Annotated in this window: 15 protein-coding genes; all 15 read left to right on the top strand. The window is 61.8% G+C overall.

What is annotated here, in order from left to right:
- Positions 1-64 precede the first annotated feature (64 nt).
- The 15 genes from J3361_RS00770 (at position 65) to nuoL (ending at position 17,041) form a co-directional block, all read left to right on the top strand.
- Positions 65-1,231 carry a cupin domain-containing protein gene (locus J3361_RS00770; RefSeq protein WP_122568505.1) on the top strand — a complete coding sequence of 389 codons (1,167 nt, stop codon included), beginning with the start codon at positions 65-67 and terminating at the stop codon, positions 1,229-1,231.
- Positions 1,224-1,649, top strand: a complete 426-nt coding sequence (locus tag J3361_RS00765) for a GNAT family N-acetyltransferase (RefSeq protein ID WP_207961479.1) — start codon at positions 1,224-1,226, stop codon at positions 1,647-1,649. Before J3361_RS00770 ends, J3361_RS00765 begins: the two co-directional genes overlap by 8 nt.
- A 241-nt stretch (positions 1,650-1,890) precedes the next feature.
- Positions 1,891-2,652 carry a secretin N-terminal domain-containing protein gene (locus J3361_RS00760; protein WP_207961477.1) on the top strand — a complete coding sequence of 254 codons (762 nt, stop codon included), beginning with the start codon at positions 1,891-1,893 and terminating at the stop codon, positions 2,650-2,652.
- A 457-nt stretch (positions 2,653-3,109) separates the two neighbouring features.
- Entirely contained in the window at positions 3,110-4,435 is a 1,326-nt protein-coding gene (gene aceA / locus J3361_RS00755) for an isocitrate lyase (protein ID WP_014337679.1), read from the top strand.
- A gap of 703 nt (positions 4,436-5,138) precedes the next feature.
- A complete protein-coding gene (locus J3361_RS00750; RefSeq protein ID WP_003203367.1) occupies positions 5,139-5,552 on the top strand; it encodes an NADH-quinone oxidoreductase subunit A in 414 nt (137 codons plus the stop codon).
- A gap of 10 nt (positions 5,553-5,562) precedes the next feature.
- Positions 5,563-6,237 (top strand): NADH-quinone oxidoreductase subunit B, encoded by a 675-nt coding sequence (locus J3361_RS00745; protein ID WP_003180065.1) that lies wholly within the window; start codon positions 5,563-5,565, stop codon positions 6,235-6,237.
- A 72-nt stretch (positions 6,238-6,309) separates the two neighbouring features.
- Positions 6,310-8,094 carry an NADH-quinone oxidoreductase subunit C/D gene (nuoC, locus tag J3361_RS00740; protein ID WP_207961474.1) on the top strand — a complete coding sequence of 595 codons (1,785 nt, stop codon included), beginning with the start codon at positions 6,310-6,312 and terminating at the stop codon, positions 8,092-8,094.
- A gap of 2 nt (positions 8,095-8,096) precedes the next feature.
- Positions 8,097-8,594: an NADH-quinone oxidoreductase subunit NuoE gene (gene nuoE, locus J3361_RS00735; protein ID WP_092196990.1), complete on the top strand. Its 498-nt coding sequence runs from the start codon at positions 8,097-8,099 to the stop codon at positions 8,592-8,594.
- The gene (gene nuoF, locus J3361_RS00730; protein ID WP_207961472.1) at positions 8,591-9,949 is read left to right on the top strand and encodes an NADH-quinone oxidoreductase subunit NuoF; all 1,359 of its coding nucleotides are present in this window, start codon (positions 8,591-8,593) and stop codon (positions 9,947-9,949) included. The genes nuoE and nuoF overlap by 4 nt, the downstream gene beginning before the upstream one ends.
- A 140-nt stretch (positions 9,950-10,089) precedes the next feature.
- Positions 10,090-12,804: an NADH-quinone oxidoreductase subunit NuoG gene (gene nuoG, locus J3361_RS00725; RefSeq protein WP_207961470.1), complete on the top strand. Its 2,715-nt coding sequence runs from the start codon at positions 10,090-10,092 to the stop codon at positions 12,802-12,804.
- Complete coding sequence (nuoH, locus tag J3361_RS00720) at positions 12,801-13,808, top strand: NADH-quinone oxidoreductase subunit NuoH (protein ID WP_053123213.1); 1,008 nt, start codon at positions 12,801-12,803, stop codon at positions 13,806-13,808. The genes nuoG and nuoH overlap by 4 nt, the downstream gene beginning before the upstream one ends.
- Before the next feature lie 11 nt (positions 13,809-13,819).
- The gene (gene nuoI, locus J3361_RS00715) at positions 13,820-14,368 is read left to right on the top strand and encodes an NADH-quinone oxidoreductase subunit NuoI (protein WP_003180051.1); all 549 of its coding nucleotides are present in this window, start codon (positions 13,820-13,822) and stop codon (positions 14,366-14,368) included.
- A gap of 9 nt (positions 14,369-14,377) precedes the next feature.
- Positions 14,378-14,878, top strand: coding sequence for an NADH-quinone oxidoreductase subunit J (nuoJ, locus tag J3361_RS00710; RefSeq protein ID WP_186709763.1), 501 nt, complete (start codon positions 14,378-14,380; stop codon positions 14,876-14,878).
- A 4-nt stretch (positions 14,879-14,882) separates the two neighbouring features.
- Positions 14,883-15,191, top strand: coding sequence for an NADH-quinone oxidoreductase subunit NuoK (nuoK, locus tag J3361_RS00705; RefSeq protein ID WP_003180046.1), 309 nt, complete (start codon positions 14,883-14,885; stop codon positions 15,189-15,191).
- A complete protein-coding gene (gene nuoL / locus J3361_RS00700; RefSeq protein WP_186730308.1) occupies positions 15,188-17,041 on the top strand; it encodes an NADH-quinone oxidoreductase subunit L in 1,854 nt (617 codons plus the stop codon). The genes nuoK and nuoL overlap by 4 nt, the downstream gene beginning before the upstream one ends.
- Positions 17,042-17,077: the final 36 nt, after the last annotated feature.

The following is a 17,077-nucleotide window of genomic DNA, read 5'->3' as shown; positions in this document are numbered from 1 at the left end:
ACGCCCGGCCGCGCCGGGCGTTTTTATTCGCGTCTGAAAAGTATATTTTTTCAATAGGTTACACATGAATCCTGATATTCCTCTGCAACTCCTGGGCGGCATCACGGCACGGGAGTTCCTGCGTGACTACTGGCAGAAAAAACCCCTGCTGATCCGTCAGGCGATTCCTGACTTCCAAAGCCCGATCGATGCCGACGAGCTGGCCGGCCTGGCCCTCGAAGAAGAAGTCGAATCGCGCCTGGTGATCGAGCACGGCGAGCGCCCTTGGGAATTGCGTCGCGGCCCGTTCGCCGAAGACGAATTCAGCAAGCTGCCGGAGCGCGAGTGGACCCTGCTGGTGCAGGCGGTGGATCAGTTCGTACCGGAAGTCAGCGAACTGCTGGAGAACTTCCGCTTCCTGCCGAGCTGGCGCATCGACGACGTGATGATCAGCTTTGCCGCACCGGGTGGCAGTGTGGGTCCGCATTTCGATAACTATGACGTATTCCTGCTGCAAGGCCATGGCCAGCGCAACTGGAAAATCGGCCAGATGTGCGACTCCGAAAGCCCGCTGCTGCAACACGCCGACCTGCGCATCCTCGCCGACTTCGAAGCCACCGACGAGTGGGTCCTGGAACCGGGCGACATGCTTTATCTGCCGCCGCGCCTGGCCCACTGCGGTGTGGCCGTGGACGACTGCATGACCTACTCGGTGGGTTTCCGTGCGCCAAGCGCCGCTGAAGTACTGACCCACTTCACCGACTTCTTGAGCCAGTTCCTGCCGGACGAAGAACGCTACACCGACGCCGACGCGCGCCCAGTGGCCGACCCGCACCAGATCCAGCACGACGCCCTCGACCGTCTCAAGGGCCTGCTGGCCGAGCACATGAGCGACGAACGCCTGCTACTGACCTGGTTCGGCCAGTTCATGACCGAGCCGCGCTACCCGGAACTGGTGGTGGGCCCGGAACTGGAAGAAGACGACCTGCTGGCCAGCCTGGAACAAGGCGCCGTGATCATCCGCAACCCGAGCGCACGCCTGGCCTGGTCGGAAGTCGATGATGACCTGCTGCTGTTCGCCAGCGGCCAGAGCCGTTACCTGCCGGGCAAGCTGCGCGAGCTGCTGAAGATGATTTGCGCTGCCGACGCCCTGCACATCGAAAACCTCGGCCCATGGTTGGCCGACGAAGACGGTCGCGGCCTGGTCTGCGAGCTGGTCAAGCAAGGCAGCCTGGGGTTCGCCGATGAATAAAATTCACGTTCGTGTCGCAGACTGGCAAAAGGATAACGCCGAGATCCGGCGCATTCGTGAGACCGTGTTCATTGCCGAACAATCCGTACCACCCGAACTGGAATGGGATTCGGATGATCAGGATGCCGTACATTTCCTGGCCTTCGAAGGCGACTTCCCCATCGGCACCGCGCGCCTGTTGATCGATGGCCATATCGGCCGGGTCTCGGTCCTCAAGGACTGGCGCGGCCTGAAGGTGGGCGATGCGTTGATGCACGCCGTGATCGCCGAAGCCGAGAAGCGTGGGCTCAAGCAACAGATGCTCAGCGCCCAGGTGCATGCCACGCCGTTCTATGAGCGGCTGGGGTTTGCCGTGGTCAGCGAGGAGTTCCTGGAAGCCGGGATTCCTCATGTGGACATGGTGCGGCGCTCGGCCTGAAACCGCGGCGCGGCTTTCGCGAGCAGGCTCGCTCCCACAATGGCCCACTGTGAACACATGTTTTGTGAACACTCAGGCCTCCCTTGTGGGAGCGAGCCTGCTCGCGAAGAGGCCCTAAAGACACCACAAAACGCCCCGCCATCCACCGATGCCGGGGCGTTTTGCCGTCTACCATTCAACTTGCCCCACCCGAGGCCGACAAACTGGCAATATCAGGCCTTTGTCTCACGGAGAAATGGACATGCTTCTACGTACCCTGCTGACCCTCCTGCTGTTGGGTGGCAGCGTGTCAGCCATGGCCGACACGCAAATCGTGCCGCTGAACTACCGCACCAGCGCCGACTTGTTGCCGGTGGCACAGAATTTCATCGGCAAGGACGGCCAGGTCAGTGCCTACGGCAACCAACTGATCGTCAATGCCGAGCCCGGCAAGATCGAAGAACTCCGGCAATTCCTCGCCCAACTGGACACCGCACCCAAGCGCCTGCTGATTACGGTCGATACCAACGAAAACAACCTGCAGGGCGACCAGGGTTATTCGATCAACGGCGCCGCGCCCAGCCAGACCCGCATCATCAACCGCAGCACCGCCAGCCGTGATGGTGGCGTGCAGCAGGTGCAAGCCAGCGAAGGCCAGCCGGCGCTGATCCAAGTCGGCCAGAGCGTGCCGTTCACCAGCAGCCAGACCGACAACTATGGCCGCCTGCAAAGCCAGACCGAATATCGTAACGTCACCCAGGGTTTCTATGTCACCGCCAGCGTCACCGGTGAAACCGTTCATCTGAGCATCAGTACCAACCGTGACCGCATGAGCCAGGAACGTCCCGATGTAGTGAACGTCCAGAGTACCGACACAACGGTTAGCGGACGCCTGGGCGAATGGATCACCCTGGCCGGGGTGAATCGCCAGACCCAGGCCGACAAACAGGGCCTGACCCGCAGCTACTCGACCCAGGGCCGTGACGACATGATCCTGCGGGTCAAGGTCGATACCCTGAACTGAAGCACCAAAAACTGACTGATGAGTCGTATTAGACCAAAGATGTAGTGCCATAAAAAAAGCACTACAAAACGTTTGACGAGCCAAAAAACCGAAGGCATGATGGCCTCGCTCCCGCTAATCAGGGGCCCTGGCAAGGGCCTTCGGGTCGACGCTTGCAACTACCCTGCGAGCCGATTCGTGTCTGTACCGCCCACAAGGTGTGTTTGACGAGGTTGCGACTGGAACGAAGTTGTCCCGAGGGACGGAAGCGTAACTAGGTAACCCGGCATCACTCTGAGTTCGTATGAAAGGCCCACGACGCCCGAATGCGCCCGCAGTCCGCCCCTACCTGCTCACTTTCCCCTCGAGCCCATCGTTCATCCCGTCGCCACCCCGCCTGAACCGACTTGTACGCCAGCCCCCTGGTCGGCAGGAGCAGGAATTTTCCACCAAGACCTATGCGACGAGGTTTATCTCCATGGCACTGACACGCGAACAGCAAATTGCAGCCCTTGAAAAAGACTGGGCTGAAAACCCGCGCTGGAAAGGCGTGAAGCGCAATTATTCCGCTGCTGACGTCGTCCGTCTGCGTGGCTCGGTTCAACCTGAGCACACCTTTGCGAAGATGGGCGCCGAGAAGCTCTGGAACCTGGTCACCCAGGGCGCCAAGCCAGCCTTCCGTCCCGAGAAAGATTTCGTCAACTGCATGGGCGCCCTGACCGGCGGCCAGGCTGTGCAGCAAGTCAAGGCCGGCATCCAGGCGATCTACCTGTCGGGCTGGCAAGTGGCCGCGGACAACAACTCCGCCGAGTCGATGTACCCCGACCAGTCGCTGTACCCGGTGGACTCGGTTCCAACCGTGGTCAAGCGCATCAACAACTCATTCCGTCGCGCCGACCAGATCCAGTGGAAAGCCGGCAAGAACCCGGGCGACGAAGGCTACATCGACTACTTCGCACCGATCGTGGCTGACGCTGAAGCCGGTTTCGGCGGCGTCCTGAATGCCTACGAGCTGATGAAGAGCATGATCGAAGCTGGCGCCGCTGGCGTTCACTTCGAAGACCAACTGGCCTCGGTGAAAAAATGCGGCCACATGGGCGGCAAGGTCCTGGTACCGACCCAAGAAGCCGTGCAGAAGCTGACCGCTGCCCGCCTGGCCGCCGACGTTGCCGGTGTACCGACCATCATCCTGGCCCGTACCGACGCCAACGCCGCTGACCTGCTGACCTCGGACTGCGACCCGTACGACCAGCCGTTCGTCACCGGCACCCGCACCCAGGAAGGCTTCTACAAAGTGCGCGCCGGTCTCGACCAGGCCATCGCCCGCGGCCTGGCCTACGCGCCGTACGCCGACCTGATCTGGTGCGAAACCGCCAAGCCGGACCTGGACGAAGCCCGTCGTTTCGCCGAAGCGATCAAGAAGGAATACCCGGACCAACTGCTGTCGTACAACTGCTCGCCTTCCTTCAACTGGAAGAAAAACCTGGACGACGCGACCATCGCCAAGTTCCAGCGCGAACTGTCCGCCATGGGCTACAAGCACCAGTTCATCACCCTGGCCGGCATTCACAACATGTGGCACAGCATGTTCAACCTGGCGCACGACTACGCCCGCAACGACATGACTGCCTACGTGAAGCTGCAAGAGCAAGAGTTCGCTGACGCCGCCAAGGGCTACACCTTCGTGGCTCACCAGCAGGAAGTGGGCACCGGCTACTTCGACGACATGACCACCGTGATCCAGGGCGGCACTTCGTCGGTGACCGCACTGACCGGCTCCACCGAAGAAGAACAGTTCCACTGATCCATGAGGTAAACGGCCCTTGCGGACCGAATAAAAGCTAACCGCAAAGCCGACGATCTGAGGCCCCGACTGGTTCGGGGCTTTTTTTTGCCCATGCTTTGGCAGGCAACACACATCCCTTCAAAAGCAAACCTATGGGAGCAAGACCAGTGAGAGCAAGACCTGCGAGAGCAACCTGTGGGAGCAAGGCTTGCCCGCGATGAACGATAACGCTGTCCGCCTGGAAAGATCCCGTCGCTGGCATCGCGAGCAAGCTTTGCTCCCACAGGGGCATTTCCATACACAAATCTACGAACCGACAAAAAAATTGATCGAACGCAGTATCAGGCAGTCTGAAAAAGAGTAAAACGGCCGGCGCTGACAACTGCAGTTAACGAGCATGTAAGAAAAGTTCTCAGCCACTGCACCGCAGTATTGTTCAAAAGCAACGCCAAACAATAATAATTATCATTTAGCCGGGGCTTTCCTTGTTACAGCCTGCACGAAATATTATTGCTGAATAAACGGTCAATGCCCGCCCCGCCGGGGCTGCGGGGTCATGGAGGCGCGCTATGTCCTTATTCCAATAAATAATTTCGCTATAGGAATTTTACTTGCCCGGTGTTTAGCCATAAAATCACCGCGATTGATTGCTGCGACATATCGTCACTGCGTTATTTCATTCAAGCTCAGAGACCTTTGCTCTCTGTTAAGGATTTCCAGCATGTCCGAAGCGACAGGACTCATGGCCCACAACTGGGGCTTTGCCATTTTCCTTCTGGGCGTTGTTGGCCTGTGTGCTTTCATGCTCGGCGTGTCGAGCCTGCTTGGGTCAAAAGCCTGGGGCCGCAGCAAAAATGAACCGTTCGAGTCCGGCATGCTACCTACCGGTGGCGCCCGCTTGCGGCTCTCAGCCAAATTCTATCTGGTCGCGATGCTGTTCGTGATCTTCGATATCGAAGCCCTCTTTCTCTTTGCATGGTCTGTGTCCGTCCGCGAAAGCGGCTGGACCGGATTCGTCGAAGCTCTCGTTTTCATAGCAATTCTGTTGGCAGGTCTTGTCTACCTTTACCGGGTGGGGGCACTTGATTGGGCTCCGGAAGCTCGGCGCAAGCGGCAAGCGAAGCTGAAACAATGAGGCTTTGGCAATGCAATACAATCTCACCAGGATCGACCCCGATGCTCCTAACGAGCAGTATCCGATTGGCGAACGGGAAACCGTCGCCGATCCGTTAGAAGATCAAGTCCACAAGAACATCTTCATGGGCAAGCTCGAAGACGTGCTGAACAGCACGGTCAACTGGGGTCGCAAGAACTCCCTGTGGCCGTACAACTTCGGCCTTTCGTGCTGCTACGTGGAAATGACCACCGCCTTCACGGCGCCCCACGACATCGCGCGCTTTGGCGCCGAGGTCATCCGGGCATCGCCGCGCCAGGCGGATTTCATGGTTATCGCCGGTACCTGCTTCATCAAGATGGCGCCGATCATCCAGCGTCTCTACGAGCAAATGCTCGAGCCCAAGTGGGTCATCTCCATGGGTTCGTGCGCCAACTCCGGTGGCATGTACGACATCTATTCCGTCGTTCAAGGCGTGGACAAGTTCCTGCCCGTGGACGTCTACGTGCCTGGCTGCCCACCTCGCCCTGAAGCGTTCCTGCAAGGCTTGATGCTGTTGCAGGAGTCGATTGGCCAGGAGCGTCGCCCACTGTCCTGGGTTGTTGGTGATCAAGGCGTCTATCGCGCCGAGATGCCATCGCAAAAGGAACAGCGCCGCGAACAGCGTATCGCAGTCACCAACCTGCGCAGCCCCGACGAAGTCTGATCCAGCTCTGCTCTGCACAAGAAACGAGAACCTGGCTTCATTCTTTACGTTGACCGAAAGCGATAAATAACCATGACTACAGGCAGTGCTCTGTACATCCCGCCTTACAAGGCAGACGACCAGGATGTGGTCGTCGAACTGAACAACCGTTTTGGCCCCGAGGCGTTCACCGCCCAGCCGACCCGCACCGGCATGCCGGTGCTTTGGGTTGCCCGCGCCAAACTCGTCGAAGTCCTGACCTTCCTGCGCAACCTGCCCAAGCCGTACGTCATGCTCTATGACCTGCACGGCGTGGACGAACGCCTGCGCACCAAGCGTCAAGGGCTGCCCGACGGCGTCGACTTCACCGTGTTCTATCACCTGATGTCGATCGAGCGTAATAGCGACGTAATGATCAAGGTCGCCTTGTCCGAGAGCGACCTCAGCGTGCCGACCGTGACCGGCATCTGGCCGAACGCCAACTGGTACGAGCGTGAAGTGTGGGACATGTACGGGATCGATTTCCCCGGCCACCCGCACCTGACCCGCATCATGATGCCGCCGACCTGGGAAGGTCACCCGCTGCGCAAGGACTTCCCGGCCCGTGCCACCGAGTTCGACCCGTTCAGCCTGTCCCTGGCCAAGCAACAGCTCGAGGAAGAAGCCGCGCGCTTCAAGCCTGAAGACTGGGGCATGAAGCGTTCGGGCGCCAACGAGGACTACATGTTCCTCAACCTGGGCCCGAACCACCCTTCGGCCCACGGTGCGTTCCGCATCATCCTGCAGCTGGACGGCGAAGAGATCGTCGACTGCGTGCCTGACATCGGCTACCACCACCGTGGCGCCGAGAAAATGGCCGAGCGCCAGTCCTGGCACAGCTTCATCCCGTACACCGACCGCATCGACTACCTCGGCGGCGTGATGAACAACCTGCCCTACGTGCTCTCGGTCGAGAAACTCGCCGGGATCAAGGTGCCGGAGAAGGTCGACGTCATCCGCATCATGATGGCCGAGTTCTTCCGCATCACCAGCCACTTGCTGTTCCTGGGGACCTACATCCAGGACGTCGGCGCCATGACCCCAGTGTTCTTCACCTTCACCGACCGCCAGCGTGCGTACACGGTGATCGAAGCCATCACCGGTTTCCGCCTGCACCCGGCCTGGTACCGCATCGGTGGTGTGGCCCACGACCTGCCCCGCGGCTGGGAAAAACTGGTCAAGGACTTCGTCGAGTGGATGCCCAAGCGCCTGGACGAATACACCAAGGCAGCCCTGCAGAACAGCATCCTCAAGGGTCGTACCATCGGCGTCGCCGCCTACAACACCAAGGAGGCCCTGGAATGGGGCGTCACCGGTGCCGGCCTGCGCTCCACCGGTTGCGACTTCGACCTGCGCAAGGCGCGCCCGTACTCCGGCTACGAGAACTTCGAGTTCGAAGTCCCGCTGGCGGCCAACGGTGATGCCTACGACCGCTGCATGGTCCGCGTCGAGGAAATGCGCCAGAGCATCAAGATCATCGACCAGTGCCTGCGCAACATGCCGGAAGGCCCGTACAAGGCGGATCACCCGCTGACCACGCCGCCGCCCAAAGAGCGCACGCTGCAGCACATCGAGACCCTGATCACGCACTTCCTGCAGGTTTCGTGGGGCCCGGTCATGCCGGCCAACGAATCCTTCCAGATGATCGAAGCGACCAAGGGCATCAACAGTTATTACCTGACGAGCGATGGCGGCACCATGAGCTACCGCACCCGGATTCGTACCCCAAGCTACCCGCACCTGCAGCAGATCCCTTCGGTGATCAAAGGCAGCATGGTCGCGGACTTGATCGCGTACCTGGGTAGTATCGATTTCGTTATGGCCGACGTGGACCGCTAAGCATGAACAGCACGCTTATCCAGACTGACCGTTTCGCCCTGAGCGAAACCGAGCGCTCGGCCATCGAGCACGAGCTGCATCACTACGAAGACCCGCGCGCGGCGTCGATCGAAGCCCTGAAGATCGTCCAGAAGGAACGTGGCTGGGTGCCTGATGGCGCGCTCTACGCCATCGGCGAGATCCTCGGCATCCCGGCCAGCGACGTCGAAGGCGTAGCCACTTTCTACAGCCAGATTTTCCGCCAGCCCGTGGGCCGTCACATCATTCGTGTCTGCGACAGCATGGTCTGCTACATCGGCGGCCACGAATCGGTGGTCGGCGAGCTCCAGAGCAAACTGGGCATCGGCCTGGGCCAGACCACCGCCGACGGCCGCTTCACGCTGCTGCCGGTGTGCTGCCTGGGCAACTGCGATAAGGCACCGGCGTTGATGATCGACGACGACACCTTCGGTGACGTCAAGCCTGACGGCGTCGCCAAACTGCTGGAGGGCTACGTATGACCCTGACTTCCTTCGGGCCCGCCAACCGCATCCAGCGTTCGGCCGAAACCCATCCCCTGACCTGGCGTCTGCGTGACGACGGCGAAGCGGTGTGGCTGGACGAATACCAGGCCAAGAACGGCTACGCCGCCGCACGCAAGGCGTTCGCCGACATGGCCGCCGACGACATCGTCCAGACCGTCAAAGACGCCGGCCTCAAGGGCCGCGGCGGTGCGGGCTTCCCCACAGGGGTGAAGTGGGGCCTGATGCCCAAGGACGAGTCCATCAACATCCGCTACCTGCTGTGCAACGCGGATGAGATGGAACCCAACACCTGGAAGGACCGCATGCTGATGGAGCAACTGCCCCATCTGCTGATCGAAGGCATGCTGATCAGCGCCCGTGCGCTGAAGACCTACCGTGGCTACATCTTCCTGCGCGGCGAATACACCACCGCCGCCAAGCACCTGAACCGTGCCGTGGAAGAAGCCAAGGCCGCGGGCCTGTTGGGCAAGAACATCCTGGGCAGCGGCTTCGACTTCGAACTGTTCGTCCACACCGGTGCCGGGCGTTACATCTGCGGTGAAGAAACCGCGCTGATCAACTCCCTGGAAGGCCGCCGCGCCAACCCACGCTCCAAGCCGCCCTTCCCTGCCGCCGTCGGCGTGTGGGGCAAGCCGACCTGCGTGAACAACGTCGAGACCCTGTGCAACGTGCCGGCGATCATCGCCGACGGCGTGGACTGGTACAAATCCCTGGCCCGTGACGGCAGCGAAGACATGGGCACCAAGCTCATGGGCTTCTCCGGCAAGGTCAAGAACCCTGGCCTGTGGGAGCTGCCGTTCGGCGTCACCGGTCGCGAGCTGTTCGAAGACTACGCCGGCGGCATGCGCGACGGCTACACGCTCAAGTGCTGGCAGCCTGGTGGCGCCGGTACCGGCTTCCTGTTGCCGGAACACCTGGACGCACAAATGTACGCCGGCGGCATTGCCAAGGTGGGCACCCGGATGGGTACCGGCCTGGCCATGGCGGTGGACGACAGCGTCAACATGGTCTCGCTGCTGCGCAACATGGAGCAGTTCTTCGCTCGCGAATCCTGCGGCTTCTGCACCCCTTGCCGCGATGGCCTGCCCTGGAGCGTCAAGCTGCTGATGGCCATCGAGAACGGCGAAGGCCAGCCCGGCGACATCGAGACCCTGCTGGGTCTGGTGGGTTTCCTCGGCCCAGGCAAGACCTTCTGTGCTCACGCACCGGGTGCCGTGGAGCCGTTGGGCAGCGCGATCAAATACTTCCGCTCTGAATTCGAGGCCGGCATCGCGCCAACCCGCGCGGGCGACCTCAATCAGGTGGTCACGCCGACCATGGTCGGCGCGTAACGACGCTTTAAAAGGCGCAGGGTCCGTGCCCTGCGCCTTTCGTCCGATGACGCCTTTACCCAGGCTGTTTGGATTCGGACGAACGACAAGATTCCATTAGCCACGCCCGCTGACACCGGGCCAACGAAGAACTTTGAACCATGGCCACTATCCACGTAGACGGCAAAGAGCTCGAAGTCGATGGCGCAGACAACCTGTTACAGGCATGTCTGTCGCTGGGCCTCGACATTCCTTATTTCTGCTGGCACCCCGCCCTTGGCAGCGTCGGCGCTTGTCGCCAGTGCGCGGTCAAGCAGTACACCGACGAAAACGACAAGCGTGGTCGGATCGTCATGTCCTGCATGACCCCTGCCACCGACGGCAGCTGGATCTCCATCGACGACGAAGAAGCGAAAGTGTTTCGCGCCAGCGTCGTCGAATGGCTGATGACCAACCACCCTCACGACTGCCCGGTCTGTGAGGAAGGCGGCCACTGCCACCTGCAAGACATGACCGTGATGACCGGCCACAACGAGCGCCGTTATCGCTTCACCAAGCGCACCCACCAGAACCAGGACCTCGGCCCTTTCATCTCCCACGAGATGAACCGCTGCATCGCCTGCTACCGTTGCGTGCGTTTCTACAAGGACTACGCCGGCGGCACCGACCTGGGCGTGTTCGGTGCCCACGACAACGTGTACTTCGGTCGCGTTGAAGACGGCACCCTGGAAAGCGAGTTCTCCGGCAACCTCACCGAGGTCTGCCCGACCGGTGTGTTCACCGACAAGACCCACTCCGAGCGCTACAACCGCAAGTGGGACATGCAGTTCTCGCCGAGCATCTGCCATGGCTGCTCCAGCGGTTGCAACATTTCCCCGGGCGAACGCTACGGCGAACTGCGTCGCATCGAAAACCGCTACAACGGTTCGGTGAACCAGTACTTCCTGTGCGACCGTGGCCGTTTCGGCTACGGCTATGTCAATCGCAAGGATCGCCCACGCCAGCCGCTGCTGGCGGGCGGCGCCACGCTGAGCCTGGACGAAGCGCTGGACAAGGCCGCCGAGCTGCTGCGCGGTCGCAACATCGTCGGCATCGGTTCGCCTCGCGCCAGCCTGGAAAGCAACCACGCCCTGCGTGAGCTGGTCGGCGCCGAGCACTTCTACAGCGGCATCGAAGCCGGCGAGCTGGAACGCATCCGCCTGGTGCTGCAAGTGCTCAAGGACAGCCCACTGCCCGTGCCGACGATGCGCGACATCGAAGACCACGACGCAGTGTTCGTCCTTGGCGAAGACCTGACCCAGACCGCCGCCCGCATGGCCCTGGCCCTGCGCCAGTCGGTCAAGGGCAAGGCCGAGGACATGGCCGACGCCATGCGCGTGCAGCCATGGCTCGACGCCGCCGTGAAGAACATCGGCCAGGACGCGCTGAACCCACTGTTCATCGCCAGCCTCGCTGAAACCAAGCTCGACGACGTGGCCGAAGAATGCGTCCACGCTGCCCCAGACGACCTGGCCCGCATCGGTTTCGCCGTGGCCCACGCCCTGGACGCCAGCGCTCCGGCCGTCGACGGCCTGGACAGCGAAGCGGCCGCCCTCGCCCAACGCATCGCCGACGCCCTGCTGGCGGCCAAGCGCCCCTTGATCATTGCCGGCACCTCCCTGGGTTCCAAGGCGCTGATCGAAGCCGCCGCCAACATCGCCAAGGCCTTGAAGCTGCGCGAGAAGAACGGTTCCATCAGCCTGATCGTGCCGGAAGCCAACAGCCTCGGCCTGGCCATGCTCGGTGGCGAATCCGTCGATGCAGCCCTGCAAGCCGTGATCGACGGCAACGCCGACGCCATCGTCGTGCTGGAGAACGATCTGTTCACCCGCACTGACAAGGCCAAGGTCGATGCCGCGCTGAACGCCGCCAAGGTTGTGATCGTCGCCGACCATCAGAAAACCGCCACCACCGACCGCGCCCACCTGGTGCTGCCGGCAGCGAGCTTCGCCGAAGGCGACGGTACGCTGGTCAGCCAGGAAGGTCGCGCCCAGCGCTTCTTCCAGGTGTTCGACCCGACTTACCTGGACGCCAGCATCCTGGTCCACGAAGGCTGGCGCTGGCTGCATGCCCTGCGCGCCACCCTGCTGGACCAGCCGATCGACTGGACGCAACTGGACCACGTCACCGCCGCCGTCGCGTCGAGCAGCCCGCAACTGGCTCGCATCGTCGATGCCGCGCCATCGGCTGCGTTCCGCATCAAGGGCCTGAAGCTGGCCCGCGAACCGCTGCGCTACTCCGGTCGCACCGCGATGCGCGCCAACATCAGTGTCCATGAACCCCGGACTTCCCAGGACAAGGACACCGCGTTCTCGTTCTCCATGGAAGGTTACTCGGGCTCCGCCGAACCGCGCTCGCAAGTGCCGTTCGCCTGGTCGCCGGGCTGGAACTCGCCGCAAGCCTGGAACAAGTTCCAGGATGAAGTCGGTGGTCACCTGCGTGCCGGTGACCCGGGCACCCGCCTGATCGAAAGCCAGGGCGATGGCCTGGGCTGGTTCGCCGCCGTTCCGCGTGCCTTCAACCCGGCACCGGGCACCTGGCAGGTCGTGCCTTTCCATCACTTGTTCGGCAGCGAAGAGAACTCTTCCAAAGCCGCACCGGTGCAAGAACGCATCCCCGCCGCCTACGTGTCGCTGGCCAAGTCGGAAGCCGATCGCCTGGGCGTCAACGACGGCGCCCTGCTGAGCCTGAACGTGGCCGGCCAGACCTTGCGTCTGCCGCTGCGCATCAATGAAGAACTGGGCGCCGGCCTGGTGGCCCTGCCGGCTGGCCTGGCGGGTATTCCACCGGCGATTTTCGGCAAGACTGTCGACGGTCTGCAGGAGGCAGCGCAATGAGCTGGTTCACCCCTGAAGTGATCGCTGTGATCCTGACGGTCCTCAAGGCCATCGTGATCCTGCTGGCCGTGGTGGTCTGCGGCGCGTTGCTGAGCTTCGTCGAACGTCGCCTGCTGGGCTGGTGGCAGGACCGCTACGGTCCGAACCGCGTCGGCCCGTTCGGCATGTTCCAGATCGCCGCCGACATGATCAAGATGTTCTTCAAGGAAGACTGGACACCACCGTTTGCCGACAAGGTGATCTTCACCCTGGCGCCGATCGTGGCCATGAGCGCCTTGCTGATCGCCTTCGCGATCATCCCGATCACCCCGACCTGGGGCGTGGCGGACCTGAACATCGGCCTGCTGTTCTTCTTCGCCATGGCCGGCCTGTCGGTGTACGCGGTGCTGTTCGCCGGTTGGTCGAGCAACAACAAGTTCGCCCTGCTGGGCAGCCTGCGGGCCTCGGCCCAGACCGTGTCCTACGAAGTGTTCATGGGCCTGGCGCTCATGGGCATCGTGATCCAGGCCGGCTCGTTCAACATGCGCGACATCGTCGAGTACCAGGCCCAGAACCTGTGGTTCATCATTCCGCAGTTCTTCGGTTTCTGTACGTTCTTCATCGCTGGCGTGGCCGTGACTCACCGTCACCCCTTCGACCAGCCGGAAGCGGAGCAGGAACTGGCCGACGGTTACCACATTGAATATGCCGGCATGAAGTGGGGCATGTTCTTCGTCGGTGAATACATCGGCATCATCCTGATCTCGGCACTGCTGGTAACGCTGTTCTTCGGTGGCTGGCACGGTCCGTTCGGCATCCTGCCGCAACTGTCCTTCGTCTGGTTCGCCCTGAAGACCGCGTTCTTCATCATGCTGTTCGTCCTGCTGCGCGCCTCGATCCCGCGCCCACGCTACGACCAGGTGATGGACTTCAGCTGGAAATTCTGCCTGCCGCTGACCCTGATCAACATGCTGGTGACCGCTGCGATCGTTTTGATGAACGCGCCCGCGGCCGCGGTTCAGTGAGGATTTGACCCATGTTCAAATATATTGGCGACATCGTTAAGGGTACCGGTACCCAACTGCGAAGCCTGGTCATGATCTTCGGCCATGGCTTTCGCAAACGCGACACCCTGCAATACCCGGAAGAGCCGGTCTATCTGGCGCCCCGCTACCGTGGCCGCATCGTCCTGACCCGCGACCCCGACGGCGAAGAACGCTGCGTGGCCTGCAACCTGTGCGCCGTAGCGTGCCCGGTGGGTTGCATCTCGCTGCAGAAAGCTGAAACCGAAGACGGTCGCTGGTACCCGGACTTCTTCCGCATCAACTTCTCGCGCTGCATTTTCTGCGGCCTCTGCGAGGAAGCGTGCCCGACCACCGCGATCCAGCTCACGCCGGATTTCGAAATGGCCGAGTTCAAACGTCAGGACCTGGTGTACGAGAAAGAAGATCTGCTGATTTCCGGTCCCGGTAAAAACCCTGATTACAACTTCTATCGTGTTGCAGGTATGGCCATTGCCGGTAAGCCAAAGGGCGCCGCGCAGAACGAAGCCGAACCGATCAACGTGAAGAGCTTGCTGCCTTAAGGAAGAAAGATGGAATTCGCTTTCTATTTCGCATCGGGTATCGCGGTGGTGTCCACGCTTCGTGTGGTCACCAACACCAACCCCGTGCACGCCCTGCTCTACCTGATCATTTCGCTGATCGCCGTGGCCATGACCTTCTTCGCCCTCGGCGCGCCGTTCGCCGGTGCCCTGGAAGTGATCGCCTACGCCGGCGCCATCATGGTGCTGTTCGTGTTCGTGGTGATGATGCTCAACCTCGGCCCGGCCGCGGTCCAGCAGGAACGCGCCTGGCTCAAGCCCGGCATCTGGGCGGGACCGGTGATCCTGTCCGCCCTGCTGCTGGGTGAACTGCTGTATGTGCTGTTCGCTCACCAGAGCGGCCAGGCCATCGGCCATACCACCGTAGACGCCAAGGCCGTGGGCATCAGCCTGTTCGGCCCGTACCTGCTGGTGGTCGAACTCGCCTCGATGCTGCTGCTTGCCGCAGCCGTCACGGCGTTCCATTTGGGCCGTAACGAGGCGAAGGAGTAATCACATGCCTGCTATCCCTCTCGAACATGGCCTGGCGGTTGCCGGCATCCTGTTCTGCCTCGGTCTGGTTGGCCTGATGGTCCGCCGCAACATCCTGTTCGTGCTGATGAGCCTGGAGGTCATGATGAATGCCTCCGCCCTGGCCTTCATCGTCGCGGGCGCTCGCTGGGCGCAACCGGATGGACAGATCATGTTCATCCTGGTGATCAGCCTGGCAGCCGCCGAGGCCAGTATCGGCCTGGCGATCCTGTTGCAGCTGTATCGCCGCTTCCACACTCTCGATATTGACGCTGCCAGCGAGATGCGCGGATGAACCTTCTCTTCCTGACTTTCATATTTCCCCTTGTCGGTTTCCTGCTGCTGTCGTTCTCCCGTGGACGCTGGTCGGAAAACCTCTCGGCGCTGGTGGGCGTGGGTTCCATCGGCTTGTCCGCCATCGTCACGGCCTACGTGATCTGGCAATTCAACGTCGCCCCACCGGAAGGTGGCCGTTACGTGCAGGTGCTGTGGCAGTGGATGGCGGTGGAGGGCTTCACGCCGAACTTCGCCCTGTACCTGGACGGCCTGTCGGTGACCATGCTCGGCGTGGTGGTCGGCGTGGGTTTCCTGATCCACCTGTTCGCCTCCTGGTACATGCGCGGTGAAGCTGGTTACTCGCGCTTTTTCGCCTACACCAACCTGTTCATCGCCAGCATGCTGTTCCTGGTGCTCGGCGATAACCTGTTGTTCCTGTACTTCGGCTGGGAAGGCGTGGGCCTGTGCTCGTACCTGTTGATCGGTTTCTACTACAGCAACCGCAACAACGGGAACGCCGCTCTGAAGGCGTTCATCGTCACCCGCATCGGCGACGTGTTCATGGCCATCGGCCTGTTCATCCTGTTCCAGCAACTGGGTACGCTGAACATCCAGGAACTGCTGGTCAAGGCGCCCGAGCACTTCAAGGTCGGTGACTTCTGGATCGTCCTGGCGACCCTGATGCTGCTGGGCGGCGCTGTCGGTAAATCTGCACAACTGCCGCTGCAAACCTGGTTGGCGGACGCGATGGCCGGCCCTACCCCGGTCTCGGCACTGATCCACGCCGCTACCATGGTGACCGCCGGCGTCTACCTGATCGCCCGTACCCACGGCCTGTTCGCCCTGGCGCCGGACATCCTGCACCTGGTCGGCATCGTCGGCGGCGTGACCCTGGTACTGGCCGGTTTTGCCGCCCTGGTGCAGACCGACATCAAGCGCATCCTCGCCTACTCGACCATGAGCCAGATCGGCTACATGTTCCTGGCCCTGGGCGTCGGTGCCTGGGAAGGCGCGATCTTCCACCTGATGACCCACGCCTTCTTCAAGGCGCTGTTGTTCCTTGCGTCCGGTGCGGTGATCGTGGCCTGCCACCACGAGCAGAACATCTTCAAGATGGGCGGCCTGTGGAAGAAACTGCCGTTGGCCTACGCCAGCTTCATCGTGGGCGGCGCGGCCCTGGCGGCCCTGCCACTGGTCACCGCCGGCTTCTACTCCAAGGACGAGATCCTCTGGGAAGCGTTCGCCAGCGGTAACCAGGCACTGCTCTATGCCGGCCTGGTGGGTGCGTTCATGACCTCGCTGTACACCTTCCGCCTGATCTTCATCGCGTTCCATGGTGAAGCCAAGACCGAAGCCCATGCCGGCCACGGCATTGCCCACTGGCTGCCACTGTCGGTGCTGATCGTGCTGTCGACCTTCGTCGGCGCCATGATCACCCCACCGCTGGCCGATGTGCTGCCGCAAAGCGTCGGCCATGCCGGCGGCGAAGCCAAGCACAGCCTGGAAATCGCCTCGGGCGCCATCGCCCTGGCGGGTATCCTGCTGGCCGCCCTGCTCTTCCTGGGCAAGCGCCGCTTCGTCACGGCAATCGCCAACAGCGGCATCGGGCGTTTCCTTTCGGCCTGGTGGTTCGCTGCCTGGGGCTTCGATTGGATCTACGACAAACTGTTCGTCAAGCCATACCTTGCGATCAGCCACATTCTGCGCAAAGACCCGCTCGACCAGACCATTGGCCTGATCCCGCGCATGGCCAAGGGCGGCCACACTGCCCTGAGCCGTACCGAGACCGGTCAACTGCGTTGGTATGCGGCTTCCATGGCGGCTGGCGCCGTGCTGGTTATCGGCGCCATCGTGCTGGTAGCGGTCTGATATGAACCTTGCGAACTTGCGAAAGGAAACGAGCCC

The organism is Pseudomonas sp. OA65, assembly GCF_017498305.1.
GTDB lineage: Bacteria > Pseudomonadota > Gammaproteobacteria > Pseudomonadales > Pseudomonadaceae > Aquipseudomonas > Aquipseudomonas zanjanensis.
Note: the sequence above shows the minus strand (reverse complement) of the source record. Positions and strands in the feature narration are given on the sequence as shown.